Raw genomic sequence first — 22,362 nt, 5'->3', positions numbered from 1 at the left:
CGTCCCAATGAATTTAAAAACAATCGGTTATGCGATGGGCATAACTATTCTCGCAGCCGCTTGCAATCAACATCGCCAGCAGGTTACCGAAAGCGGCCTCAAATACACGCTTTTCGATCACGACGACGATGCAAGAAAGTCTAAACTAGGGGATATCATGACATTCCACCTGGTGTTGAAGAATGGTACCGACTCTACACTCCGCGATACATATAAAGAGAAAAATCCCGTGAAAATGGTATTGCAGGCACCTCCTTACAAAGGCAGCTTTGAAGAAGGCCTCACCATGCTTGCTACCGGCGACAGTGCGAAATTTCTGGTCAATGCGGATACATTGTTCGCGAAAATCGGTCAGCCTATGCCTCCGATGATCAAAAAAGGTTCCGAACTGAGCTTTACCGTGAAAGTAGTAAGCGTTCTCAGCTCCGAAGAATTCCAGAAGCAACAAGCCGAGGCTGGTAAAAAGCAAAAAGATATCGATGCGAAAATCATCGACGAATATCTGGTTAAAAACAACCTGAAAGCGAAAGCGAGAAAAACCGCTTCCGGCCTTGTTTATGTACCGCAAACAGAAGGAACAGGCGCAAGCCCTGCTGCCGGCGACAATGTGAAAGTACATTACACCGGTAAATTCCTCGATGGTAAAGAATTCGACAGCTCTAAAAACCAGGGCAAACCACTTGACCTGCAAGTAGGCGCCGGAATGGTGATCCAGGGCTGGGACGAAGGCCTTACCCTGATGAAAAAAGGCGAAAAAGGCTTGTTGCTGATTCCATCGGGCCTTGCCTACGGACCTGAGACTTACGGACCCATCCCAGGCAACTCGGTATTGCAGTTCGAAATGGAACTCATCGATTTTACCAAAGGTGCAAAACCTGCGGCTGCCCCTGCGCTTCCTACTCCTGCTCCGGCTAAGTAAGAACTCAGATTTTATTTTTGCCACCGCTAGCGGACCGCGAAGGCACGAATTGACACGAATGGTTTTCGTGAATATTCGTGCCTTCGTGGCATTTAAACCCTTCCCATTTTTTCGTAAAATGCATCCCATTAACACAACTTACCTATGAGACTTTGCTTTGCAACAAACAATCAAAACAAGCTAAGAGAAATACAGGCCTTGCTAGGCGACAGGTTCGAACTCGTGACGTTGGCGGACATCGGCTGTTTCGAAGAAATACCGGAACCTTTTGAAACAATCCAGGAGAATGCAAAGGCCAAATCCAGCTACATACGTGAAAAATACGGCATCGACTGTTTCGCGGACGACAGCGGTCTGGTAGTTCCTTCGCTGAATGGAGAGCCAGGGGTGCATTCAGCCTATTATGCGGGTCCGCAACGCAGCCATGATGATAATATCAGTCTGCTATTAAAGAACCTTTCAGGTGAAACGGATCGTAACGCCTACTTTCTCACCGTGATTTCACTGAGTTTAGGAAATGACTATTATGCATTCGAAGGCCGTGCCCACGGGACGATTATCGATGAGAAACGCGGTACCGGCGGCTTTGGTTATGACCCGGTATTTGTGCCGGAAGGACAAAACCGGACCTTTGCAGAAATGACCCTGGCCGAGAAATCACAGATAAGCCATCGCTCCATTGCATTTGCAGCCCTGGTCGATTTCCTCGATCACCACTGAGCTTTTTAAATTCACATTAAATCGTACGGACATGTCGGACTTCAATTCGGATGATTATCGCTACGACGGTAGCAAAAAATTTGACATCAGTAAGGCCAAAACACGTTTCAAGGATATTTATGCCGACAAGGCCGAATATGAAGCGATGCAGGAGGAATCGGCGAAGGAGCTGGATGAACTGCAAAGCATGATGTACGCGCACAACCGGTATGGCCTTCTGGTGATTTTTCAGGCTATGGATGCGGCTGGGAAAGACGGTACCATCAAGCACGTTCTGTCGGGCGTAAACCCGGTGGGTGTTAAGATCCATTCTTTCAAACGGCCTACCGAAACGGAACTGGGCCACGATTTTCTCTGGCGGACCAACCTGGTGCTGCCTCAGCGCGGCACAATCACGATCTTTAACCGTAGTTATTATGAAGAAGTGCTGGTCGTGAAAGTACAACCCGAAATCCTGACGCAATCACAGCGCCTTCCCGAGGAATTGACGGCGGATTTGGATAAAGTCTGGAAACATCGCTATTCCGACATCCGTAATCTCGAAAAGTACCTTTACCGCAACGGTATCCGCGTCATCAAGTTTTTTCTGAATGTTTCAAAAGAAGAACAGGCCGAACGACTGATCGAACGCATTGAAGACCCTTCCAAAAACTGGAAATTTGAGGAGCAGGACGTAAAAGTGCGAGACCAATGGGCGGAATACATGCAGGCTTACGAAGATGCGATTAACGCCACCGCCTCCAAAAAGGCCCCCTGGTACGTAATCCCGGCTGACGATAAAAAGAATTTGCGCCTTACTGTCGCTAAAATCGTCGCCGAAGAATTGAAGAAGATGAAAATGACCTATCCCGAATCAGGGCCGAAACGAACTGAGGAGCTGCGCCATTTCATCGAAATCATAAACCAACAGACGAAACAACCGTAAAAAAGGAAGGCCGTTGATCGATGATCAACGGCCTTATAGCTATGCATGGTGTGAAGTTATATCTTATTTCTTGATGGTGAAATTACCGCCACCAATTTTGTATCCTTCCGCATACAGCTCCACATTATATTTTCCTGGGCGGAACTTGTTGGCATTATCGTACAACATCTCCACTTTCTGGTTGTTGTTCTGATAAGCGATCGACTCGCGGGTTGTAAATTTGGATGGTGCGCCATCAATTTCAAACTCACCTGAGCCGGTAGCATCGTCAGCTACAACCGCTCCGTCGGGATCCAACACACGCACATAAATATCTTTTGGCTCCTGAGCAGTCAACTCGTTTTCCGGAAGGTTGAAAACCAGTTTCAGCTTGTCAACACGGCTGGCTTTGTACTCGTCTTTGTCTTTGGTTTTACCGCGTGAGTTCACAGCCAATACTTTCAGGTTTTGTGCTTTCAGTGCAGCGGCTTTGCTCACTTTCGCGCTCAACTCTTTGTTCTGCGCGGTGAAAGTAGTCACAGAGTCGGTTAGCTCAGCCTGCCGTTGTACCAGTCGCTCGCGCTCGCTTGTAAGCGTTCCCACGTGTGTGTGCAGGGAATCATTGCTTGCTACCAGTTGCTCGTTTTCAGCTTTCAGCTGTGCGATCATCTCGTCTTTCTCAGCCAGGAATTTTTCGTATTCCTTAATTTTGCCGAGATATTTGTTGGTTTCAACCCTTCTGCTGCGGCTGAATGCTACCTTGTCAGCTTCGAGTTTCTCCTTCATTTTGGTCAGTTCAGTAACGTCCCCGCCCAATTTCTCAACTTCCGCAATTTTCGCATCCAATACAGTCGAAATAGAATCCAGTTTAGTTTTGGTTACAGCCAACTCTCTTGCCTTTTCGACCACCATTGACTCTTGCTGGGTCAACTCTTGTTTTTGAGTTGTGAACAAGTAGCCGAACATGGCTGTTGCAAGCCCAAGGACAACTACCATTGCCCAGGCGATGCTCTGCTTATTTTTCTGTTCTTGTTGCATTGATATTAAGTTTACTTGTGTGATTTAGTTTCTCATGGAGACAGGTTAAAAATTAAATCCGGGTCTACATGTTGTTCTGCCTTCACATCAAACAATTCTGTGCCGCTCAATGCCGGCTACTCACACAGTCCATATGATCGAAATCCATAAATCCTCCTGAAATGCAAAAAAGAGCCTCATTATCATGAATTTGGCTCTTTTAAAATGATATTTTTCAATTAAGAAAATTCCTACAAACCGCTGGCTATCTCAAATTTACAGTTGGAAAATTGGGTAATGTTACCACAAAATATGGTGTAGAGGTACATAGAAAATAATGCAATTGCCCTGTTAAAGTCCTATTTCGCCGTGAATGCTGAATACTTTCCTCTCGACGAAGATAAGCTTCTGGTAACCGGTTACATCGTAGGTGTTTATTTCCAGGAGGTTATTCCGTTTCATGGCATTCAGCACTACTTTCTTTTCGGAGTTGTAGACCTTATTTGACGCGCGGATCAACGCCTCAATACGCAATGGCTGCTTTAACACAGAATCCGTATCAATTTTCAGATATGCCACGGGCAGGTCATTGCCCGGCTTAATGCGGTATTCATAATGCGACGGGCCATTTTGGACCATTTCGTAACTCTGGCGATAAGATGGTTTGTTAATATCGGCCTGTACAAACAGTTCGAGCTCCTTTTTCCAATCTACTTCACGCGTTTTTGAAGTTTCGCGTTTGCTTCCCAAAATCGCCGTCTTGCTCACTTCCGGCTTCTTTTCATTCAAATACACGATCTGATTTTCAATGAAACCTTTTAAATCGTAATAGGCCTTGGGGGCGTCGTCGCGGGTCTCTTCTTGTCGACAGGAAACCAATGAAAAGAACAGAACTGTTGCAACGATGGTAGGGAAGCGGTAATGCATGGGTTGAAGATGTGGCTAAAAAAACAGAGAGCCCGACGGACTCTCTGCTGGTTAACATCAATCGATGCCTGAAAGTTTTAGAGAATGCTGGTCCCCGTCATTTCTGCCGGTTGCGGAATGCCCATCAATGCCAGAATGGTCGGCGCGATATCGGCCAGCTTTCCATTATGAATTGGCTTTTGATACTCGTTATCGACGAGAATGCATGGCACAAGGTTCAATGAATGGGCAGTGTTTGGCGAGCCATCGTCATTCGACATGTAATCCGAGTTACCGTGGTCGGCGATGATGATCGATGAATAACCGTGCTCCAAACCGGTCGTTACCACAGCTTGTACGCATTGGTCAACCGTCTCGCACGCCTTCACCGCTGCTTCAAAAACACCGGTATGCCCTACCATATCAGGGTTAGCGAAATTGAGACACACAAAATCAACTTCTTCTTTCACCAACTCAGGAACGATCGCATCACGAATATCGAATGCCGACATTTCAGGCTGCAAATCGTAAGTCGCTACTTTCGGGGAAGGACAAAGCAGGCGGCTTTCACCTTCGAAAGGCTTTTCGCGACCTCCCGAGAAGAAGAATGTCACGTGCGGGTATTTCTCGGTTTCAGCAATGCGGATCTGCTTCTTACCAGCCGATTCGAGCACTTCGCCAAGGGTATTGTTCAGATTGTCCTTATCAAAAATCACATCCACACCTTTGAAAGTATCATCATAGTTAGTCATGGTGATGTATTTCAAATTGAGCTTGTGCATATTCTGCTCGTGAAAATCCTGCTGGGTAAGCACCTGGGTGATTTCACGACCGCGGTCGGTGCGGAAGTTGAAGCATAGTACCACGTCGCCGTCCTGGATCAATGCGAGCGGCGAACCATCAGCGTTGGTAGCGATGATCGGCGTAATGAACTCGTCGGTAACACCTTCTTCATACGAAGCCTGTACCGCTTTCAAAACCTCGGCCGCAGGTACGTGCTTGCCTTCGCCGTGAACCATGGCGTCGTACGCCAATTTCACGCGCTCCCAGCGCTTATCGCGGTCCATTGCGTAGTAACGGCCGGTAATGCTGGCGATACGTCCTGTGCTTTGCGCCATTGATTCGGTCAGCTCGGTCAGGAAGCCGAGCCCGCTCTTCGGATCCGTATCGCGACCATCGGTGAAAGCATGAACGAACACATCGCTTAGACCACGGTCCGCAGCGATTTGGCAAAGGCCTTTCAAATGGTCGATATGCGAGTGTACACCGCCGTCCGAGACTAGCCCAATGAAATGCAGCTTTTTGCCATGCTCCTTCGCGTAGTCGAGCGCTTGTGCGAGCGCGGGCTCGTGTGCGAGGGTGCCTTCGGATACCGCGAGGTTGATTTTCACCAGATCCTGGTAAACCACGCGACCGGCCCCAAGGTTGGTGTGGCCTACTTCGGAGTTACCCATTTGTCCGTCGGGTAAGCCTACTGCCAGACCACTCGCTTCGAGTTTGCTATGCGGGTATTTTTGAAGAATGGAATCGTAGAATGGGGTATTTGCCGCCAGAATAGCGGAACGGTTTTCCTCGCCGACTTTGGCGATCCCCCAGCCGTCCATGATAATGAGGATGACTTTCTTGCTCAATGTATTCTGAAATTAAGATGATATTTAAAAGAGTAACAGCTTACTCTTCCTTTTTGCTTTCGACAGGCTGATTGTTTTCGTCCACAATCACATATACTTCTTCGTTGGGTTTGCGCATCATAAATTTTTCGCGCGCCCATTTTTCAAGCATCCTGGGATTTCCGAAAACCTCATTCCGCTCCTTTTTGACCTCTTTGATCTTCGTTTCGAGAATCGCTTTTTCCTTTTCGAGATCTTTCATTTTCATCCGGTTCGACATCACGACCCGGATATTGTTATTGTCGAGGAACAATATCCATATCAGCCACACGACGAATGTGGCAATATAGAAGTTCTTTAATGTGTGCAGAGACCAGAATGAGTGGTTTTTCATATTTGAAATACCCTTAAACAAGAACCGGAGCACTGGGCTCCGGCTCTTATATGGTTTGAATTAGAATTTCAATCCTGGGAAGTATGCGCTTTCGCCCAGTTCTTCTTCGATACGGAGAAGCTGGTTGTATTTCGCCATACGGTCAGAACGCGAAGCCGAACCGGTTTTGATCTGGCCTGTGTTCAATGCAACCGCAAGGTCAGCGATAGTTGCATCTTCTGTCTCACCTGAACGGTGCGACATAATGCTCTTATAGCTGTTGCGTTTTGCGAGGTTTACAGTATCGATGGTTTCAGTCAAAGAACCGATCTGGTTTACTTTCACCAATACCGCATTAGCGATTTGTGATTCGATACCCTGTTGCAGACGGGTTACGTTGGTTACGAACAAATCGTCACCCACCAGCTGAGTTTTCTTGCCGATAGAGTCTGTAAGCGTTTTCCAGCCAGCCCAGTCATCCTCGTCCATACCATCTTCGATTGAGATGATAGGGTATTTAGCAACCCACTGGGTCCAGTAGTCAGCCATTTCATCAGAAGTCAGCTTGCGGCCGTCTGATTTTTTGAAGTGGTAAAGACCGTTCTCGTAGAATTCGGAAACAGCAGCATCCATAGCGATGAAGATTTCTTCGCCTGGCTTGTAACCTGCTTTTTCGATGGCCTGAAGTACAACTTCAATAGCCTCTTCGTTGGATTTGATGTTTGGAGCAAAACCACCTTCGTCACCTACGTTGGTTGAATATCCTTTGCTCTTCAAAACGGTTTTCAGAGTATGGAAGACCTCAACACCCATGCGCAATGCTTGCGAGAATGTATCAGCTTTTGCCGGCATGATCATGAACTCCTGGAAATCGATAGAGTTATCCGCGTGGCTACCGCCGTTCAGGATGTTCATCATAGGTACCGGCAAGGTATTGGCGTTGGTACCACCTACGTAACGGTACAATGGAAGGTTAGCTTCCTGCGCAGCAGCTTTCGCAGCAGCGAGGGAAACACCCAGGATAGCATTCGCGCCCAACTTCGCTTTGTTAGGCGTGCCATCCAGTTCCAGCATAATTTTATCAATAAGGTTCTGCTCGAATACAGAGCAACCGATCAGTTCAGGGAAAATGATGTCGTTTACATTCTCAACCGCTTTCAAAACTCCTTTTCCAACGTAAACGCTCTTGTCGTCGTCGCGAAGCTCAACTGCCTCGTGCTTACCGGTAGAAGCTCCGGAAGGAACAGCAGCGCGGCCCAGATAACCATTCTCGGTACGAATATCAACTTCTATTGTGGGGTTTCCTCTTGAATCCAGAATTTGTCTTGCATGTACTGACTGAATCGTACTCATTTGCAGCTTGTGGTTTAATTAAATTTGGAATATGGTTAACGGTACAAAATAACGCAAAAAAATCGTTATCCATAAACTCGAATTCATTTTAGGCTAAATTTACAGGCTAGTCAACCACAGCATTTACTATGAGATTAACCCACATTCTGACCACCGCATTACTTAGCCTCCCCCTTGCATTACAAGCTCAGAAACAGCTTACTACGGACGAATTTGAAAAACAGCTTGCCAAATCCGGCGACGCACAGCTCCTGGACGTGCGCACACCCGACGAGTACGGCGAAGGCCATTTGGCAAAAGCAGCGAATGTCGATTACAAAAGCCCCGATTTCAACACGAAAATCGCGAAACTGGACAAGAACAAGCCTGTATATGTGTACTGCCTTTCCGGCGGAAGGAGCGCCGCAGCCGCTGCTGCATTGCATGAGCACGGCTTCAAGGAGGTATATGATATGAAAGGCGGTTACCTGAAGTGGAATACTTCGGGCAAGGCCGTCGAGGGCGCCAATAAAGCCGGCGTAAAGGGCATGAGTTCCACGGAATTTAACAAAATCATAAACTCCGAAAAAGTCGTTCTGGTCGATATTCATGCCAAATGGTGCCCGCCTTGCGTGAAAATGCTTCCAACCGTGACGAAATTGCAAAAGGAATATGCTGGGAAGGCCCGGATCGAAACCATCGCTTACGATCCCAACAAGACACTGGTGAAAGAACTTGGCGTTGAAGAAATTCCCGCATTTCTGTTATACAAAAACGGGAAGCTCATTGCCCGCAAGAATGGCTTTATGGAAGAAAAGGAATTCCGCGCTTTGCTGGATGCCCAGCTATAAACGGCGCAACTCCACAAAAAATCCCTCCGCATATCGTGGAGGGATTTTTTTGCTTTATGCTTTGCTTGCTTCGAGCAATTTGATGAATTCATCGAACAAGTAACGTGAGTCGTGCGGGCCTGGCGAAGCTTCCGGGTGGTACTGCACCGAGAATGCCGGGTAATCCTTTCTGCGGATACCTTCGATCGTCTTATCGTTCAGGTTAATGTGCGTAACCTCGATATCCGGGTGGCTTTCGATTTCATCCGGCTTCACCGCGAAACCATGGTTTTGTGAAGTAATCTCGCAAAGGCCGGTGATCAGGTTTTTCACCGGGTGGTTCAAACCGCGGTGGCCGTGGTGCATTTTATAGGTAGTAATACCACTAGAAAGCGCCAGCAACTGGTGGCCAAGGCAAATTCCGAAAAGCGGCTTGGCAGTTTCCACCATTTGTCCAACGTTTTCCACCGCATATGGCATTGCAGACGGATCGCCGGGGCCGTTCGAGATGAAGAAGCCGTCGGGATTCCATTTCATTACCTCTTCATAAGGCGTTTCCGCGGGGAAAACCTTGCAGTAGCAACCTCTTGAAGTCATGTTCAGCAAAATGCTTTTCTTGATACCATAATCCATGACGGCCACGCGGAATTTCGCGGTAGCCCCGTCGCCCATGAAGTAGGGCTCCTCAGTTGTTACTTCCGAAGAAAGCTCCAATCCGTCCATCGAAGGGATTTTCTTCAATTCCTTCATCAGCTCCACTTCGTCAAGGATCTCGGAAGAGATAATCGCGTTCATTACACCCTTCTCGCGTACGTGGCGCACGAGGTGACGTGTGTCCACATTGCTGATACCAACGATGTTTGCTCTTTCGAAATACTCTTGCAGAGAGAAATCAGCAGTGTCGCGCGAGTAGATCTGTGAGAATGTGTTACAAACCATCCCGCGGATCTTAACCGAGCCAGATTCCTCCTCGTCTTCCAGCTGCACGCCGTAGTTACCGATATGCGAGTTGGTATTCACGATGATCTGACCGTAATAGGAAGGGTCCGTGTAAATCTCCTGGTAGCCGGTCATGCCCGTATTAAAGCAAATTTCGCCACCGGTGGTTCCACTTTTACCCAAAGCGAGTCCTTTGTATGCTGTTCCGTCTTCTAGCAACAACAGAGCTTCCTTTTTCTGATTCATATTATGGTTTAAATCTATTTCCCGGCTATTTTATATGTTTTTGAGACTACCGGATCAATTTTGGTGCAAAAATACAATTTTTCACTCAAAAAAAAGGGTTAAACGAGAACCGTTCAACCCTTTTCCTATATTTCAATATCCGATTTCCAAACTATTCTTTTTCAGTTTCGCCTGGTGTTTCTTCTGTTTTCGGAGCTTCTTCTTCGGCAGGAGCCTCAATTTCCGCTACGATCGGATGATCTTCCTTCTTAACAGGAGCAGCTTCAACAGCTCCTTCTTTCTTGCCACCTCTTCTGCTACGACGAGTCTTAGCAGGTTTGTCGGCATTGGCAAGCAACAGTGCATCGTTGAAATCAACCAGCTCGATCAATGCAGTTTCAGCCGCGTCACCCAAACGGTTACCCAGTTTGATGATACGAGTGTAACCACCCGGACGAGACGCGATTTTGTCCGAAACGACACCGAAAAGTTCTTTCGTAGATTCTTTGTCGTTCAGGTAAGAGAATGCTACCCTTCTGTTATGGGTAGTATCTTCTTTCGCACGAGTCAGCAAAGGCTCAACGAACTTGCGAAGTTCTTTTGCCTTAGCCAGGGTTGTTTCAATTCTTTTGTGAAGGATCAAAGAGGAAGCCATGTTTGAAAGCATCGCCTTGCGGTGTGATGCGGTTCTTCCTAAGTGATTGTCCTTTTTACCGTGTCTCATTGTTTTGTTGTTTAGTTGCTTCGAGCGGCGCGGTTAGCGCGCTACAGAATACATACTTATGATGGAATTTAATTAATCCTCGTCCAGACGGTACTTCGACACGTCCATTCCAAATGTGAGCTGTTTGTCTGCTACAAGTTGCTCCAACTCAGTGAGTGATTTCTTACCGAAGTTCCGGAATTTCATCATATCAGAAATTTCGAGTCTTACCAGGTCACCCAAAGTTTTCACATCCGCAGATTTCAAACAGTTGTAAGCGCGTACTGAAAGATCCAGTTCAGACAATGAAGTCTTCAACAGTTTTCTCATACGCAGCATTTCCTCATCAACCTGATTGTCTTCCTCAGCTTTCTGCTTCTCAAACGTCATAGTTTGATCAGAGAACAGCATGAAGTGTTGGATCAGAATATTGGCAGCGCCTTTCAATGCATCTTCCGGGTGGATTGAACCATCGGTCTGAATGTCGATCAAAAGACGTTCGTAGTCGGTACGCTGTTCAACACGCGTGTTTTCAACGCTGTATTTCACATTTTTGATAGGCGTATAAATGGAGTCTACCGCGATGTAGCCGAACGGAAGCTCATTGGCCCGTGGCTCGTCTGCCGGTACGTAACCTCTACCTTTATCCAAGAGAAGTTCCATTTCGAACTCCTTTTGATCATCTATATGGCAAATGACCAGATCCGGATTGAGGACCTCAAATGCGCTTGTAAACTTGCCAATGTCGCCGGCAGTGATTACCGATACATTTTTGAGGTTTACAACGATCCTGCTCTCACTCAGGTCAGAAACTTTTTTAAAACGAACCATTTTCAGGTTCAGGATGATTTCCGTAACATCCTCAACTATACCTTCGATAGAAGAAAATTCGTGAAGCACGCCTGGGAACTTCACACTCGTGATGGCGTAACCTTCCAAAGACGAAAGGAGAATCCTACGCAACGCATTACCAATGGTTACGCCGTATCCTTTCTCTAAAGGCTTAAACTCAAACAACCCGTGAAAGTCGTCTGCTTTCTCCATGACGACCTTATCAGGCATTTGGAAAGCTAATATTGACATAGTCCTTGCTCCTTTTATAGTAGTAAATGATAGTTGATCACGCTACCTTACCTTTGCGATCGCAAAATTGTGCTGTTGCCAGCAAAAAAAGCACTACCCCGGATATCCGGGGAGTGCATGTAATATGAAGATTATTATTTAGAATACAACTCAACGATCAGCTGTTCGTTGATGTTTTCCGGAATTGACTCACGGTCGGGGAATGTAACGAACTTGCCAGACAGTTGCTGAGCGTCCCATTCCAACCAGTTGAAACCTTTTGCGCTATGTCCTGCAAGGCTATCAGTTACTGCTTCAAGAGATTTTGATTTCTCGCGAACGGTAACAACCTGTCCTGGACGCAATGAATAAGAAGGAATGTTTACGATCTCACCGTCAACAAGGATGTGCTTGTGCGAAACGAGCTGACGAGCAGCGCGACGAGTAGGAGCAATACCCAAACGGTAAACTGTATTATCCAAACGAGCTTCACAATATCTCAAAAGGTTCTCACCTGTAAGACCTGCTTTAACAGAAGCTTTTTCAAACAAGCTACGGAATTGTCTTTCGAGGATACCGTAGATGAATTTCACTTTTTGTTTCTCAGCCAATTGCAGAGCGTACTCCGACTTCTTTGACCGACGACCCTTTCCGTGCATTCCGGGAGGGTAATTTTTCTTCGCAAGCGCTTTGCTTGGGCCCATGATGGGCTCTCCGTAACGTCTTGCGACTTTGGTTTTGGGACCTGTATAACGTGCCATTAAAACTATTTGTTTACTAAATTGATAAAAACCATTCTGTAACCCCAGTGTCCAAATTACGAATGGGTACCTCGCGGTACTAACTAATTACTATACTCTACGACGTTTTGGAGGACGGCATCCGTTGTGCGGAAGCGGAGTGATGTCACGGATAGTGGTCACTTCGATACCTGCATTCTGGATCGTACGGATAGCCGACTCACGGCCTGATCCTGGTCCTTTTACGAAAACCTCAGCTTTACGCATTCCGAGGTCGAACGCAACTTGTGCAGCGCTCTGTGCAGCAGTTTGTGCTGCGTATGGAGTGTTCTTCTTAGAACCACGGAATCCCATCTTACCGGCAGAACCCCAAGAGATAACTTGTCCGTTGCTGTTGGTAATTGAGATGATGATATTATTGAAAGAAGCTTTGATGTGAACCTGACCAACAGGCTCCACAACAACCACTCTCTTTTTTGCTTTATCTTTTCTTTTATTCTGTGCCATTGCTCTTGGAATAAGTTGTGGATCGCTCCACCGCTCACTTTATTATTTAGTAGCCTTTTTCTTGTTCGCGATAGTTTTGCGTTTACCCTTACGAGTACGTGAGTTGTTTTTCGTTCTCTGACCACGCAAAGGCAATCCTTTACGGTGACGGAGACCACGATAACAAGCGATATCCATAAGACGCTTAATGCTCAACTGAACTTCAGACTTAAGAGCGCCTTCAACTTTAAATTCCCCAGCAATAACCCCACGGATCGCACCAGACTCTTCGTCGGTCCAGTCGATCACTTTTTTGTTCAAATCAACACCTGCCTTTTCGAGGATTTTCTTAGCCGAGCTACGGCCGATCCCGAAAATATAAGTCAATGAGATTTCGCCTCTTTTGCGATCTGGAATGTCTACTCCTGCAATACGTGCCATAATTATTATCCTTGTCTTTGTTTATACCGTGGGTTCTTCTTGTTAATAACGTACACTTTACCCTTCCGGCGGATAACCTTGCAGTCCTCGCTGCGTTTCTTTACTGATGCTTTGACTTTCATCTGATTAAACTAAGTGTTAATTTAAGGTAATCGATCCCCTTACTTGTACCGATATGTAATCCGGGCTTTCGATAGGTCGTAAGGAGACATTTCCAGCTTTACTCTGTCACCCGGCAATATTTTGATATAGTGCATTCTCATTTTACCTGAGATATGCGCTATCACTTCATGCTTATTCTCTAATACAACACGAAACATTGCGTTTGACAATGCTTCGAGAATTACTCCGTCTTGTTCGATTGATGCTTGTTTTGCCATTCGTAGCGTTTGTTACTGTACTTCAACCATAAGGCTGGTGTTGGCCGTCACTTTTTCAATGTAATCGAATGTTGTCAGAATTTCTGCCTTTCCCTTTCTCACTACCACGGTATGTTCGAAATGCGCGGAGTACTTTCTGTCGTTGGTCCGGATTGTCCAGCCGTCGCGCTCCTGCACAACTGCTTTCGCTCCCAGGTTGATCATCGGCTCGATAGCCAAAACCATACCTTCTCTCAACCGTATTCCTTTGCCTCGCTTACCGTAGTTTGGTACTTCCGGAGCTTCATGCAGATCCCTGCCAACTCCATGTCCTACCAACTCCCTCACCACTGTATAGCCACGGTCTTCTACATAACTTTGAACCGCGTGGCCGATATCACCAATCCGAAGGCCATCCACCGCTTGCTCGATTCCTTTGTACAAGGACTTCTTGGTTGCGGTCAGAAGGTTCATCACCTCCTTGGAAACTTCTCCAACCGGATAAGTGTAGGCACTATCGCTGTGGTATCCGTTCAGTTTAACACCGCAATCGATCGAAACGATGTCACCTTCTTTTAGCACGTAGCCCCCGGGAATCCCGTGGACTACTACTTCATTGACCGATATACAAAGAGAAGCCGGAAATTTGTTGAACCCCTTGAATGACGGGATCCCACCGTTGTCTCTGATATATTCCTCGGCTACCGCATCCAACTTTCCGGTTGTAACGCCCGGTTTTACCCAGGTAGCTACTTCCGCATGTGCTTTGCCGAGGATCTGAGCACTAACCTTTATCAGGTTGATTTCCTCTTCTGTTTTAAGATAAATCATTTCAGATTGCTACGCTCTCGGTGCGCCCTTTTACACGTCCCGACTTCATCAAACCTTCGTAGCGACGCATTAGCAAGTAGCTTTCCACCTGTTGCAAGGTATCCAGAACCACACCTACCATGATCAACAATGAAGTTCCTCCGAAGAAGTGAGCAAAGTCCGTTGAGATTCCCAGAAGACTTGCGAATGCAGGCAAGGTAGCAACGACCGCCAGCATCAATGCACCAGGGAAAGTGATACGGTCAAGGACAGAGCTGATGTACTCAGATGTCTGCTGACCTGGTTTAACACCCGGGATAAACCCGCCTCCACGCTTCATATCATCAGCAATCTGCTGAGGGTTTACCGAAATCGCGGTATAGAAGAACGTAAAAACAATAATCAATACTGCGAACAGGAGGTTGTACTGCCAGGTTGTATAGTTAGCGAAGATCGTAGCTACATTGCTGGCGAAATCACTTTTCTCAGCGAAATATGATGCACCCAGTGAAGGAATGAACATCAAAGCCTGAGCGAAAATGATAGGCATTACACCTGCTGCATTCAATTTCAATGGAAGATATTGGCGCTGGCCACCCATTACGCGATTTCCTACAACCTGCTTAGCATATTGGATAGGAATACGACGAACAGCCTGGGTCAACATTACCGCCCCCATAATTACAAAATACAGGGCAACGATTTCCAATACAAAAACAAGGACCTGGCCGCTACCTCTTGATACGAACTCTTTGTAGATCGCACCTGGGAAACGCGAAACGATACCGATCATGATCAGCATCGAAATACCATTACCGATACCCTTGTCTGTGATCCTTTCACCGAGCCACATACAGAACATTGTACCCGCTGTCAGTACGAATACCGACGAAACGGTGAACATACTTCTGGAAACCAGAAGAGCCTCGTCAGGTACAGTGGTATTCAAATAAGCAGTACCTTGAACAAGTGTAACAACGATAGTCAGAACCCGGGTAATTTGGTTCAGCTTTTTACGACCTGATTCTCCCTCCTTCTGCATCTTCTGGAAATATGGCAACGCCATAGTCAAAAGCTGGATTGCAATGGAAGCGGAGATGTAAGGCATGATACCCAACGCAAAAATGGACGCTTTGCTAAAAGCGCCACCTAAGAAAGTATCCAGCAACCCCAACAATCCCTGAGAGGATACATTCATTTGATCAGGTTCAACACCTGGCAACGCAACGTAAGACCCCAACCGGAAGATCGTTATAAACAAAAGAGTGTTGAGAATACGTGTTCTCAACTCCTCAATCGCAAATATGTGTTTTATAGTCTCTAAAAATCGTTTCATCTTCTGGGCTTACAACGCTCTGTTCAAAGTAAACAAATTCTGTCGGGTATCGCAGCTAAATTACAATTTAACTGCTTTACCTCCCGCCTTCTCGATTGCCTCGATAGCCGATGCAGAAAACCCATGAGCCTGAACTTCAACCGCAGAAGTAATTTCACCACGGCTAAGGATCTTAACCAGGTCATTCTTTGCGCTGAGACCATTTTCACGAATCAGATCCAAAGTTACCACCGAGGCTCCGGTTTTTTCAACCAATGCCTGGATTGCATCCAGGTTCAACGCCTTGTACTCAACGCGGTTGATGTTGTTGAAACCGAATTTCGGCAAACGTCTTTGAAGAGGCATCTGACCACCTTCGAAGCCCAGCTTGCGGCTGTAACCTGAACGCGACTGCGCTCCTTTGTGTCCACGTGCAGCAGTGCCTCCTTTACCGGAACCCTGACCACGTCCAACCCGCTTTCCTACCTTAACGGAACCAGCAGCCGGTTTTAATGAACTTAAATTCATACTATTCGTATATTAAATTTCTTCAACTTTAACCAAGTGGCTTACCTTGCGGATCATTCCCGCGATGGCATCGCTGTTTTCTTTCTCAACAGACCGGTTCAGTTTACCAAGACCCAACGCTTTGATCGTCAGCTTTTGCTTCTCAGGGCGGTCAATTGTGCTCTTAACTTGTGTAATACGTACTTTTGACATGATTACTCTCAGATTGAGGATAACCCCGAAGGATTATCCGTTGAATACTTTTTCCAATTTAACGCTGCGTTGGAAAGCAACCTGATGCGGAGCTCTCATTTTCAAAAGAGCGTCAATTGTAGCCTTGATTACGTTGTGCGGGTTCGATGAACCTTTGGATTTCGCAAGTACGTCTTTAATACCTGCACTTTCCAGCACTGCACGCATCGGGCCACCTGCCAGTACCCCTGTACCAGGAGCAGCCGGCTTGATCAGAACGAAACCGCCGCTGAACTTACCTTCCATTTCGTGAGGAACGGTATGTTTAAGCATAGGAATTTGGATCAGGTTTTTCTTAGCATCGTCAATTCCTTTGGCGATCGCGTCAGTTACTTCATTGGCTTTGCCCAATCCGTAACCTACAACTCCGTTTCCGTCTCCAACTACCACGATGGCAGAGAAGGAGAAACGACGACCACCTTTTACTACTTTTGCTACCCGGTTGATCGCTACAACGCGCTCTTTCAGGTCTGATTCGTTAACCTTTGAAGGTCTTGTATTTGTAGACATAGTCTTTGTTATACTTAGAATTTCAGGCCACCCTCACGAGCTCCGTCGGCCAATGCTTTTACCTTACCGTGGTACAAATATCCGTTACGGTCGAAAACCACTGCCTGGATACCTGCTTCCTGCGCTTTCTCAGCGATCTTTTTACCTACCTGGGCAGCAACTTCAACGTTTGCGTTTTCTTTTCTGCCTCCCAGTTCTACCGATGATGCACTCGCAAGGGTAACCCCTTTGATATCATCGATAATCTGAGCGTATATGCTTGTGTTGGAACGGAAGACCGAAAGTCTTGGGCGCTCCGCGCTTCCCTTCACCCGCTTACGGATGTGAAGTTTCAGGCGTTGTCTTCTATCTGCTTTTACGTTAGCCATCTTTAATCTTATCTTACTTGTTTATAACATTGATCGGTGGCTACGCACTATTTCTTAGAAGCAGACTTACCTGCCTTACGACGGACCACTTCACCAACAAAACGGATACCTTTTCCTTTGTAAGGCTCAACTTTGCGAAGGGATTTGATTTTCGCTGCTACTGCACCAATCAGTTCTTTGTCGATACCTTCCAGGATAACCTTAGGGTTCTGACCTTTTTCCGAAGTCGTAACCACTTTGATCTCCTCAGGGATCGCCATGAAAATGTTGTGCGAGTAACCCAATTGAAGTTCGAGAACATTGTTCGCCGAGCTCGCTTTGTAACCTACCCCGATAATTTCAAGCTCGCGCTTGTAACCTTCGCCCACACCAATTACCATGTTGTTCAACAGGGAACGGTAAAGGCCGTGCAATGCTTTGTGACGCTTCTGCTCTGTAGGGCGCTTCACTTTCAGCTCGCTACCTTCAACCTCAACAGTGATGTCGCTGTCAACAGCCTGGGTAAGTGTGCCTTTAGGGCCTTTTACAGATACTACGTTATCGTCTGCAACCGATACGGATACTCCCGCAGGCAACGTGATAACTTTATTTCCTATTCGTGACATTTCCTGAATAACTTTTAAATATTAATACACGAAACATAACACTTCACCACCCACATTCAGTGTCTTAGCTTCTTTATCTGTCATTACACCTTTCGATGTAGAGATGATCACTGTTCCTAAGCCGCCCAATACACGTGGCAGTGTTGATGAACCTGAATATTTACGTAGTCCAGGCTTACTAACCCTCTCCAATTTCACAATTGCAGATTGCTTTGTCACAGGATTGTATTTCAAAGCTATCTTGATAACTCCCTGAGGACCAACCTCGTCGAATTTATAGCTTTGAATGTACCCCTTGTCAAAAAGTACCTTTGTAATCTCTTTTTTTATGTTGGATGCAGGTATCTCAACAACCCGGTGCTTCGCTTTGATAGCGTTTCTGAGTCTCGTCAGATAGTCTGCTATGGGATCCGTTAACATGTTTATGCCAAGTTTAAACACCCCCTTTTGAACGGGAGTGCAAAGTTAAGTAATTGAAATCAGAATTGAAAGTATTCTTACCAACTTGATTTTGTAACTCCTGGAATTTTTCCATCTGACGCCATATCGCGGAAGAGTACCCGGGAAATTCCGAATTTACGCATATAACCGCGAGGTCTTCCGGTGATTTTGCACCGGTTGTGCAGGCGTACAGGAGAAGAGTTACGTGGTAACTTGTCAAGACCAACCCAGTCACCGGCAGCTTTCAACTTGCTACGTTTTTCAGCGTAGCGCTCTACTAGCGCTTGTCTTTTTCTCTCCCGTGCTTTTACTGATTCTTTTGCCATTGTCGGTAAATAATCTTAGTAGTATTTTCTTATTTATTCGCGTTGGTGAAAGGCATTCCCAATGCTTTCAGCAATTCGTAGCTCTCTTCGTCAGAGTTGGTAGAGGTCACGAATGTGATATCCATACCAGTGATTTTCGCCACTTTTTCGATGCTGATTTCAGGGAAAATAATTTGCTCCTTCACACCGAACGTATAATTTCCACGTCCATCGAACCCTTTGTCGCTGATACCTTTGAAGTCACGTACACGTGGCATTGCAATGGTAGTAAGGCGGTCAAGGAATTCGTACATCTTGTCACCACGAAGCGTTACTTTCGCTCCGATAGGCATGTTTTCACGCAACTTGAAGTTAGAAACAGCCTTTTTGGAGATAGTAGCTATCGCTTTCTGTCCTGTGATCAGGCTCAACTCTTCCACACCGGTGTCAACAAGTTTCTTATCTGCCACAGCAGCTCCGATACCTTTGTTGATAACAATCTTTGTCAAGCGGGGAACCTGCATGCTTGATTTGTACTGGAATTTCCCCTTCAATTGCGAAACGATTTCGCTAACGTATTTCTCTTTTAATCTAGGCGTCGCCATGTTTGAAAGTGATTATGTGGATTGCCGACCCACGCGCTTGGTTATAAAAATCAACTGCTTTCGGCAAATCCGGATTACAATAAGTTTCCGGATTTTTTCGAATAGCGTTGGAGTTTTCCTTTGTCGTTCGCTTTACGGCCGGTTCTTGAAGCTTCACCTGTCTTAGGATCCACTACCATCAGGTTACTGATGTGAATTGCGCCTTCGCGTTTTTCGATGCTTCCTTGTGGGTTCTGCGCGTTTGGCTTAACGTGCTTGGTGATCATGTTCACACCTTCCACAGTAGCTCTCTGTTTTTCTACAAGCACCTTGGTGATTACGCCTGTTTCGCCTTTTGCGTTACCTGAAATCACTTTCACGGTATCACCTTTGCGAACGTGCAATTTTGCCGGTGCTTTTTTATTTGTACTTTCCATTGAGGTATTCTTCTTAACAGTTTAAAGAAATACTGATGTTTCTTACAACACTTCTGGTGCCAGTGATACGATTTTCATGAACTGCTTCTCGCGCAACTCGCGGGCAACTGGTCCGAAAATACGTGAACCACGTGGTTCGTCATTGTTGTTCAATAAAACTGCCGCATTATCTTCAAACCGGATGTAAGTTCCATCTTTGCGACGTACCTCTTTTTTAGTACGTACAACCACGGCTTTGGAAACCGTTCCTTTTTTCATGTTGCTCGAAGACAGAGCGGATTTCACTGTCACGACGATCTTATCGCCCACCGAAGCGTAACGCTTTCCAGTTCCGCCCAATACCCGGATTACGAGTACTTCTTTCGCGCCACTGTTATCGGCTACTGACAGTCTTGATTCTTGTTGTACCATGATTACTTCGCTCTTTCAAGGATTTCTACTAATCTCCAACGCTTGTTTTTGCTAAGCGGACGAGTTTCCATTACACGGATAGTATCGCCGATACCAACCTGGTTTGTTTCGTCGTGAACCATCAGTTTGGTAGTTTTAGTCATAAACTTACCATACTTCTCGTGCTTCACTTTACGCACTACGGTGATCACACAGGACTTGTCCATTTTGTTGCTCACCACTTTGCCAATTCTCTCTTTACGTAAATTTCTTACTGTTGCCTCCATAATTTCTAAACTGTTTACTGTTGGTTAGATTTAGCCGACAGCTCGGTTAAGAGTCTTGCAATTTCCTTACGTGAGGCGCGAATACGCAGAGGGTTCTCAATTGGAGAAATAGCATGCGCAAATTTCAACCGGAGTAAGCGCTCTCTCTCTTGGGCGATCTGCTCTTTAAGCTGATCCTGCGACAGATTCTTTATTTCTTTACTAGTCATTGCTTTTGATAATTAGCGGTTCTAAATACGTTCGGACTACTATGATTCCTGATAATCCCGGCGTACGACGAACCTTGTCTTAATTGGCAACTTTTGTGCAGCCAAACGCAATGCTTCGTTTGCAGTATCCAGCGCTACACCAGTCGCTTCGAAAATGATAGTTCCAGGCTTAACAGGAGCTACCCAATACTCAGGTGCACCTTTACCTTTACCCATACGAACCTCTGCAGGTTTCTTGGTAATCGGTTTGTCAGGGAATACACGGATCCAAACCTGACCTTCGCGTTTCATCGCACGTGTTACCGAGATACGAGCTGCTTCGATCTGACGAGCAGTCAACCAACCTGGTTCCAGTGCCTTTATTGCAAACGATCCAAAAGCGATCTCATGTCCGCGGGTCGCGAGACCGTTGTGCGAACCTTTGTTCTTTTGTTGTTTGCGAAATTTTGTCCTTTTCGGCTGTAACATGATTCTAATCTATTTGAACCGGTTTGATACCGGAAAGTATCTGATTACTTCTTCTTGTTCTTGTTGCGTTTGCGACGATCTGCATCACCGCCTCCTCCTTCGCCACGTGGAGCGCCGTCGTTTCTGTCACGACCGCCTCTTCTGTCGCCACGTCCGCCGCGATCGTTGCCACGCTCGCCGCCTTGTGCGCTTCTTTCAGCTCTGTCGGATGCCGCAGTAGCTGCGCTTGGAGTCAAGTCACGCTTTCCGTACAATTCACCTTTGAAGATCCATACTTTAATACCGATCTTACCGTAGATAGTTTGTGCTTCGGAGATAGCGTAATCGATGTCCGCTCTCAATGTATGCAAAGGAATACGCCCTTCTTTGTATTCTTCTGTACGGGCCATTTCAGCACCACCCAGACGACCTGCCAAACGAATTTTGATTCCTTGTGTTCCTACACGCATTGCAGAAGCGATCGATTGCTTCATTGCACGACGGTAAGAGATACGAGCCTGCAATTGCTGAGCGATTGCCTCGCCTACCAGTTTCGCATCGATTTCAGGACGTTTGATTTCGTAGATGTTGATCTGAACATCTTTTCCTGTAATCTTTTTAAGCTCTTCTTTGATTTTATCAACTTCGCTACCACCTTTTCCGATCACGATACCCGGACGGGCAGTGTGGATCGTCAATGTGATGCGCTTCAATGTACGTTCGATAACTACTTTTGAAATCGATCCTTTCGGGATACGTGCTTTGATGTAGTTACGGATTTTCTCGTCTTCAACCAGTTTGTCAGAGAAGTCTTTTCCTCCGTACCAGCTAGATTCCCATCCTCTAACAATTCCTAGTCTTAGACCTATCGGATTAACCTTTTGTCCCATTCGAAATAGATCGTTTTACTTATGATTCGATTGATGCTTCATTTACTGACACCGATGCGTCGTCTACCACGATTGTGATGTGGTTGGAACGCTTACGGATTCTGTGTGCCCGTCCCTGGGGTGCAGGGCGCAAACGCTTCAACATACGTCCACCGTCGATGAAAACGGTTTTAACGATCAGGTCAGCGTCTTCCAGTTTCGATCCCTCATTCTGTTGCTGCCAGTTGGCAACGGCAGAAAGAAGAACTTTGTGCAAAACCGGCGATGAAGCTCTCGGTTGGAATTTCAAAAGTGCCAACGCTTTGCTGACCTTCTGTCCGCGAATCATGTCGGCCACCAATCTCATCTTGCGAGGAGAGGTAGGCACGTCTTTTAATATAGCTCTTGCTTCCATGTTTCTTTTCAGATATCGGCTCGTCCGTTAGGACCAGCTACGTCG

At 46.3% G+C, this 22,362-nt stretch carries 34 protein-coding genes; 4 read left to right on the top strand and 30 right to left on the bottom strand.

The features are described 5' to 3' along the window. Positions 1 to 7: 7 nt before the first annotated feature. From J7619_RS21615 to J7619_RS21605, 3 genes are all read left to right on the top strand, one after another. Entirely contained in the window at positions 8 to 919 is a 912-nt protein-coding gene (locus tag J7619_RS21615) for an FKBP-type peptidyl-prolyl cis-trans isomerase (RefSeq protein ID WP_291203529.1), read from the top strand. 144 nt (positions 920 to 1,063) lie between these two features. After that, the gene (gene rdgB, locus J7619_RS21610; protein WP_291203527.1) at positions 1,064 to 1,639 is read left to right on the top strand and encodes an RdgB/HAM1 family non-canonical purine NTP pyrophosphatase; all 576 of its coding nucleotides are present in this window, start codon (positions 1,064 to 1,066) and stop codon (positions 1,637 to 1,639) included. 31 nt (positions 1,640 to 1,670) lie between these two features. Continuing rightward, entirely contained in the window at positions 1,671 to 2,564 is an 894-nt protein-coding gene (locus J7619_RS21605) for a polyphosphate kinase 2 family protein (RefSeq protein ID WP_291203525.1), read from the top strand. Positions 2,565 to 2,627: 63 nt separating this feature from the next. Here the strand turns inward: J7619_RS21605 and J7619_RS21600 are convergent, their stop codons facing one another. The 5 genes from J7619_RS21600 to eno form a co-directional block, all read right to left on the bottom strand. Next, on the bottom strand, positions 2,628 to 3,581 hold the full coding sequence (locus tag J7619_RS21600; protein ID WP_223401977.1) for a hypothetical protein: 954 nt from the start codon (positions 3,579 to 3,581) through the stop codon (positions 2,628 to 2,630). 330 nt (positions 3,582 to 3,911) lie between these two features. Next, on the bottom strand, positions 3,912 to 4,487 hold the full coding sequence (locus tag J7619_RS21595) for a hypothetical protein (protein ID WP_291203520.1): 576 nt from the start codon (positions 4,485 to 4,487) through the stop codon (positions 3,912 to 3,914). A 77-nt stretch (positions 4,488 to 4,564) separates the two neighbouring features. Continuing rightward, entirely contained in the window at positions 4,565 to 6,097 is a 1,533-nt protein-coding gene (gene gpmI / locus J7619_RS21590; protein WP_291203517.1) for a 2,3-bisphosphoglycerate-independent phosphoglycerate mutase, read from the bottom strand. A 40-nt stretch (positions 6,098 to 6,137) separates the two neighbouring features. After that, positions 6,138 to 6,470: a septum formation initiator family protein gene (locus J7619_RS21585; RefSeq protein WP_291203514.1), complete on the bottom strand. Its 333-nt coding sequence runs from the start codon at positions 6,468 to 6,470 to the stop codon at positions 6,138 to 6,140. 60 nt (positions 6,471 to 6,530) lie between these two features. After that, positions 6,531 to 7,802 (bottom strand): phosphopyruvate hydratase, encoded by a 1,272-nt coding sequence (eno, locus tag J7619_RS21580; protein ID WP_223401970.1) that lies wholly within the window; start codon positions 7,800 to 7,802, stop codon positions 6,531 to 6,533. Between the two features lie 128 nt (positions 7,803 to 7,930). On the opposite strand from eno, the gene J7619_RS21575 reads away from it, so the two are divergent. After that, positions 7,931 to 8,632 carry a rhodanese-like domain-containing protein gene (locus J7619_RS21575; protein WP_291203509.1) on the top strand — a complete coding sequence of 234 codons (702 nt, stop codon included), beginning with the start codon at positions 7,931 to 7,933 and terminating at the stop codon, positions 8,630 to 8,632. A 54-nt stretch (positions 8,633 to 8,686) separates the two neighbouring features. Here J7619_RS21575 and carA read toward each other — a convergent pair whose 3' ends face one another. The 25 genes from carA to rplV all read right to left on the bottom strand — a co-directional run bounded on the left by carA (position 8,687) and on the right by rplV (position 22,317). Beyond that, positions 8,687 to 9,796, bottom strand: coding sequence for a glutamine-hydrolyzing carbamoyl-phosphate synthase small subunit (carA, locus tag J7619_RS21570; protein ID WP_291203506.1), 1,110 nt, complete (start codon positions 9,794 to 9,796; stop codon positions 8,687 to 8,689). A 151-nt stretch (positions 9,797 to 9,947) separates the two neighbouring features. Then, positions 9,948 to 10,499 carry a 50S ribosomal protein L17 gene (gene rplQ, locus J7619_RS21565; protein ID WP_291203503.1) on the bottom strand — a complete coding sequence of 184 codons (552 nt, stop codon included), beginning with the start codon at positions 10,497 to 10,499 and terminating at the stop codon, positions 9,948 to 9,950. A gap of 72 nt (positions 10,500 to 10,571) precedes the next feature. Continuing rightward, complete coding sequence (locus tag J7619_RS21560; RefSeq protein WP_019941751.1) at positions 10,572 to 11,561, bottom strand: DNA-directed RNA polymerase subunit alpha; 990 nt, start codon at positions 11,559 to 11,561, stop codon at positions 10,572 to 10,574. A gap of 134 nt (positions 11,562 to 11,695) precedes the next feature. After that, positions 11,696 to 12,301: a 30S ribosomal protein S4 gene (rpsD, locus tag J7619_RS21555; RefSeq protein ID WP_106594295.1), complete on the bottom strand. Its 606-nt coding sequence runs from the start codon at positions 12,299 to 12,301 to the stop codon at positions 11,696 to 11,698. A gap of 90 nt (positions 12,302 to 12,391) precedes the next feature. Then, complete coding sequence (gene rpsK / locus J7619_RS21550) at positions 12,392 to 12,787, bottom strand: 30S ribosomal protein S11 (protein ID WP_015813813.1); 396 nt, start codon at positions 12,785 to 12,787, stop codon at positions 12,392 to 12,394. A 42-nt stretch (positions 12,788 to 12,829) separates the two neighbouring features. After that, a complete protein-coding gene (rpsM, locus tag J7619_RS21545; RefSeq protein WP_090152054.1) occupies positions 12,830 to 13,207 on the bottom strand; it encodes a 30S ribosomal protein S13 in 378 nt (125 codons plus the stop codon). 5 nt (positions 13,208 to 13,212) lie between these two features. Further along, entirely contained in the window at positions 13,213 to 13,329 is a 117-nt protein-coding gene (gene ykgO, locus J7619_RS21540; RefSeq protein ID WP_015813811.1) for a type B 50S ribosomal protein L36, read from the bottom strand. A 39-nt stretch (positions 13,330 to 13,368) separates the two neighbouring features. Next, positions 13,369 to 13,587: a translation initiation factor IF-1 gene (gene infA, locus J7619_RS21535; RefSeq protein WP_015813810.1), complete on the bottom strand. Its 219-nt coding sequence runs from the start codon at positions 13,585 to 13,587 to the stop codon at positions 13,369 to 13,371. A gap of 12 nt (positions 13,588 to 13,599) precedes the next feature. Then, on the bottom strand, positions 13,600 to 14,397 hold the full coding sequence (gene map, locus J7619_RS21530) for a type I methionyl aminopeptidase (RefSeq protein WP_291203497.1): 798 nt from the start codon (positions 14,395 to 14,397) through the stop codon (positions 13,600 to 13,602). Position 14,398: 1 nt separating this feature from the next. After that, a complete protein-coding gene (secY, locus tag J7619_RS21525) occupies positions 14,399 to 15,712 on the bottom strand; it encodes a preprotein translocase subunit SecY (RefSeq protein WP_291203494.1) in 1,314 nt (437 codons plus the stop codon). A gap of 60 nt (positions 15,713 to 15,772) precedes the next feature. Continuing rightward, positions 15,773 to 16,219, bottom strand: a complete 447-nt coding sequence (rplO, locus tag J7619_RS21520; protein WP_291203491.1) for a 50S ribosomal protein L15 — start codon at positions 16,217 to 16,219, stop codon at positions 15,773 to 15,775. 12 nt (positions 16,220 to 16,231) lie between these two features. Further along, a complete protein-coding gene (gene rpmD, locus J7619_RS21515) occupies positions 16,232 to 16,411 on the bottom strand; it encodes a 50S ribosomal protein L30 (RefSeq protein WP_015813806.1) in 180 nt (59 codons plus the stop codon). A gap of 33 nt (positions 16,412 to 16,444) precedes the next feature. Then, entirely contained in the window at positions 16,445 to 16,960 is a 516-nt protein-coding gene (gene rpsE / locus J7619_RS21510; RefSeq protein WP_015813805.1) for a 30S ribosomal protein S5, read from the bottom strand. 14 nt (positions 16,961 to 16,974) lie between these two features. After that, positions 16,975 to 17,328: a 50S ribosomal protein L18 gene (gene rplR, locus J7619_RS21505; protein ID WP_291203486.1), complete on the bottom strand. Its 354-nt coding sequence runs from the start codon at positions 17,326 to 17,328 to the stop codon at positions 16,975 to 16,977. A gap of 47 nt (positions 17,329 to 17,375) precedes the next feature. Next, the gene (gene rplF / locus J7619_RS21500) at positions 17,376 to 17,933 is read right to left on the bottom strand and encodes a 50S ribosomal protein L6 (protein WP_015813803.1); all 558 of its coding nucleotides are present in this window, start codon (positions 17,931 to 17,933) and stop codon (positions 17,376 to 17,378) included. Between the two features lie 21 nt (positions 17,934 to 17,954). Next, entirely contained in the window at positions 17,955 to 18,353 is a 399-nt protein-coding gene (gene rpsH / locus J7619_RS21495; RefSeq protein WP_026350532.1) for a 30S ribosomal protein S8, read from the bottom strand. A gap of 77 nt (positions 18,354 to 18,430) precedes the next feature. Further along, the gene (rpsN, locus tag J7619_RS21490; protein ID WP_015813801.1) at positions 18,431 to 18,700 is read right to left on the bottom strand and encodes a 30S ribosomal protein S14; all 270 of its coding nucleotides are present in this window, start codon (positions 18,698 to 18,700) and stop codon (positions 18,431 to 18,433) included. A gap of 29 nt (positions 18,701 to 18,729) precedes the next feature. After that, a complete protein-coding gene (gene rplE, locus J7619_RS21485) occupies positions 18,730 to 19,284 on the bottom strand; it encodes a 50S ribosomal protein L5 (RefSeq protein ID WP_019941743.1) in 555 nt (184 codons plus the stop codon). Between the two features lie 74 nt (positions 19,285 to 19,358). Next, complete coding sequence (gene rplX / locus J7619_RS21480) at positions 19,359 to 19,700, bottom strand: 50S ribosomal protein L24 (RefSeq protein ID WP_223401956.1); 342 nt, start codon at positions 19,698 to 19,700, stop codon at positions 19,359 to 19,361. Between the two features lie 42 nt (positions 19,701 to 19,742). After that, on the bottom strand, positions 19,743 to 20,111 hold the full coding sequence (gene rplN / locus J7619_RS21475; protein ID WP_015813798.1) for a 50S ribosomal protein L14: 369 nt from the start codon (positions 20,109 to 20,111) through the stop codon (positions 19,743 to 19,745). A 2-nt stretch (positions 20,112 to 20,113) separates the two neighbouring features. After that, positions 20,114 to 20,377, bottom strand: coding sequence for a 30S ribosomal protein S17 (gene rpsQ / locus J7619_RS21470; RefSeq protein WP_015813797.1), 264 nt, complete (start codon positions 20,375 to 20,377; stop codon positions 20,114 to 20,116). 14 nt (positions 20,378 to 20,391) lie between these two features. Next, positions 20,392 to 20,586: a 50S ribosomal protein L29 gene (gene rpmC, locus J7619_RS21465; RefSeq protein ID WP_015813796.1), complete on the bottom strand. Its 195-nt coding sequence runs from the start codon at positions 20,584 to 20,586 to the stop codon at positions 20,392 to 20,394. A 39-nt stretch (positions 20,587 to 20,625) separates the two neighbouring features. After that, on the bottom strand, positions 20,626 to 21,054 hold the full coding sequence (rplP, locus tag J7619_RS21460) for a 50S ribosomal protein L16 (RefSeq protein ID WP_019941740.1): 429 nt from the start codon (positions 21,052 to 21,054) through the stop codon (positions 20,626 to 20,628). Positions 21,055 to 21,098: 44 nt separating this feature from the next. Beyond that, the gene (gene rpsC / locus J7619_RS21455; protein ID WP_019941739.1) at positions 21,099 to 21,923 is read right to left on the bottom strand and encodes a 30S ribosomal protein S3; all 825 of its coding nucleotides are present in this window, start codon (positions 21,921 to 21,923) and stop codon (positions 21,099 to 21,101) included. A 19-nt stretch (positions 21,924 to 21,942) separates the two neighbouring features. Further along, on the bottom strand, positions 21,943 to 22,317 hold the full coding sequence (gene rplV / locus J7619_RS21450) for a 50S ribosomal protein L22 (protein ID WP_015813793.1): 375 nt from the start codon (positions 22,315 to 22,317) through the stop codon (positions 21,943 to 21,945). Positions 22,318 to 22,362: the final 45 nt, after the last annotated feature.

The organism is Dyadobacter sp., assembly GCF_017744695.1.
GTDB lineage: Bacteria > Bacteroidota > Bacteroidia > Cytophagales > Spirosomataceae > Dyadobacter.
This window is presented reverse-complemented; position numbering and strand designations above follow the sequence as displayed.

Bases quoted from the DNA above. Each gene is read 5' to 3' on its own strand.
- J7619_RS21615 (WP_291203529.1), top strand. From the start codon at position 8: ATGAATTTAAAAACAATCGGTTATGCGATGGGCATAACTATTCTCGCA.
- rdgB (WP_291203527.1), top strand. From the start codon at position 1,064: ATGAGACTTTGCTTTGCAACAAACAATCAAAACAAGCTAAGAGAAATA.
- J7619_RS21605 (WP_291203525.1), top strand. From the start codon at position 1,671: ATGTCGGACTTCAATTCGGATGATTATCGCTACGACGGTAGCAAAAAA.
- J7619_RS21600 (WP_223401977.1), bottom strand. From the start codon at position 3,581: ATGCAACAAGAACAGAAAAATAAGCAGAGCATCGCCTGGGCAATGGTA.
- J7619_RS21595 (WP_291203520.1), bottom strand. From the start codon at position 4,487: ATGCATTACCGCTTCCCTACCATCGTTGCAACAGTTCTGTTCTTTTCA.
- J7619_RS21585 (WP_291203514.1), bottom strand. From the start codon at position 6,470: ATGAAAAACCACTCATTCTGGTCTCTGCACACATTAAAGAACTTCTAT.
- eno (WP_223401970.1), bottom strand. From the start codon at position 7,802: ATGAGTACGATTCAGTCAGTACATGCAAGACAAATTCTGGATTCAAGA.
- J7619_RS21575 (WP_291203509.1), top strand. From the start codon at position 7,931: ATGAGATTAACCCACATTCTGACCACCGCATTACTTAGCCTCCCCCTT.
- carA (WP_291203506.1), bottom strand. From the start codon at position 9,796: ATGAATCAGAAAAAGGAAGCTCTGTTGTTGCTAGAAGACGGAACAGCA.
- rplQ (WP_291203503.1), bottom strand. From the start codon at position 10,499: ATGAGACACGGTAAAAAGGACAATCACTTAGGAAGAACCGCATCACAC.
- J7619_RS21560 (WP_019941751.1), bottom strand. From the start codon at position 11,561: ATGTCAATATTAGCTTTCCAAATGCCTGATAAGGTCGTCATGGAGAAA.
- rpsD (WP_106594295.1), bottom strand. From the start codon at position 12,301: ATGGCACGTTATACAGGTCCCAAAACCAAAGTCGCAAGACGTTACGGA.
- rpsK (WP_015813813.1), bottom strand. From the start codon at position 12,787: ATGGCACAGAATAAAAGAAAAGATAAAGCAAAAAAGAGAGTGGTTGTT.
- rpsM (WP_090152054.1), bottom strand. From the start codon at position 13,207: ATGGCACGTATTGCAGGAGTAGACATTCCAGATCGCAAAAGAGGCGAA.
- ykgO (WP_015813811.1), bottom strand. From the start codon at position 13,329: ATGAAAGTCAAAGCATCAGTAAAGAAACGCAGCGAGGACTGCAAGGTT.
- infA (WP_015813810.1), bottom strand. From the start codon at position 13,587: ATGGCAAAACAAGCATCAATCGAACAAGACGGAGTAATTCTCGAAGCA.
- map (WP_291203497.1), bottom strand. From the start codon at position 14,397: ATGATTTATCTTAAAACAGAAGAGGAAATCAACCTGATAAAGGTTAGT.
- secY (WP_291203494.1), bottom strand. From the start codon at position 15,712: ATGAAACGATTTTTAGAGACTATAAAACACATATTTGCGATTGAGGAG.
- rplO (WP_291203491.1), bottom strand. From the start codon at position 16,219: ATGAATTTAAGTTCATTAAAACCGGCTGCTGGTTCCGTTAAGGTAGGA.
- rpmD (WP_015813806.1), bottom strand. From the start codon at position 16,411: ATGTCAAAAGTACGTATTACACAAGTTAAGAGCACAATTGACCGCCCT.
- rpsE (WP_015813805.1), bottom strand. From the start codon at position 16,960: ATGTCTACAAATACAAGACCTTCAAAGGTTAACGAATCAGACCTGAAA.
- rplR (WP_291203486.1), bottom strand. From the start codon at position 17,328: ATGGCTAACGTAAAAGCAGATAGAAGACAACGCCTGAAACTTCACATC.
- rplF (WP_015813803.1), bottom strand. From the start codon at position 17,933: ATGTCACGAATAGGAAATAAAGTTATCACGTTGCCTGCGGGAGTATCC.
- rpsH (WP_026350532.1), bottom strand. From the start codon at position 18,353: ATGTTAACGGATCCCATAGCAGACTATCTGACGAGACTCAGAAACGCT.
- rpsN (WP_015813801.1), bottom strand. From the start codon at position 18,700: ATGGCAAAAGAATCAGTAAAAGCACGGGAGAGAAAAAGACAAGCGCTA.
- rplE (WP_019941743.1), bottom strand. From the start codon at position 19,284: ATGGCGACGCCTAGATTAAAAGAGAAATACGTTAGCGAAATCGTTTCG.
- rplX (WP_223401956.1), bottom strand. From the start codon at position 19,700: ATGGAAAGTACAAATAAAAAAGCACCGGCAAAATTGCACGTTCGCAAA.
- rplN (WP_015813798.1), bottom strand. From the start codon at position 20,111: ATGGTACAACAAGAATCAAGACTGTCAGTAGCCGATAACAGTGGCGCG.
- rpsQ (WP_015813797.1), bottom strand. From the start codon at position 20,377: ATGGAGGCAACAGTAAGAAATTTACGTAAAGAGAGAATTGGCAAAGTG.
- rpmC (WP_015813796.1), bottom strand. From the start codon at position 20,586: ATGACTAGTAAAGAAATAAAGAATCTGTCGCAGGATCAGCTTAAAGAG.
- rplP (WP_019941740.1), bottom strand. From the start codon at position 21,054: ATGTTACAGCCGAAAAGGACAAAATTTCGCAAACAACAAAAGAACAAA.
- rpsC (WP_019941739.1), bottom strand. From the start codon at position 21,923: ATGGGACAAAAGGTTAATCCGATAGGTCTAAGACTAGGAATTGTTAGA.
- rplV (WP_015813793.1), bottom strand. From the start codon at position 22,317: ATGGAAGCAAGAGCTATATTAAAAGACGTGCCTACCTCTCCTCGCAAG.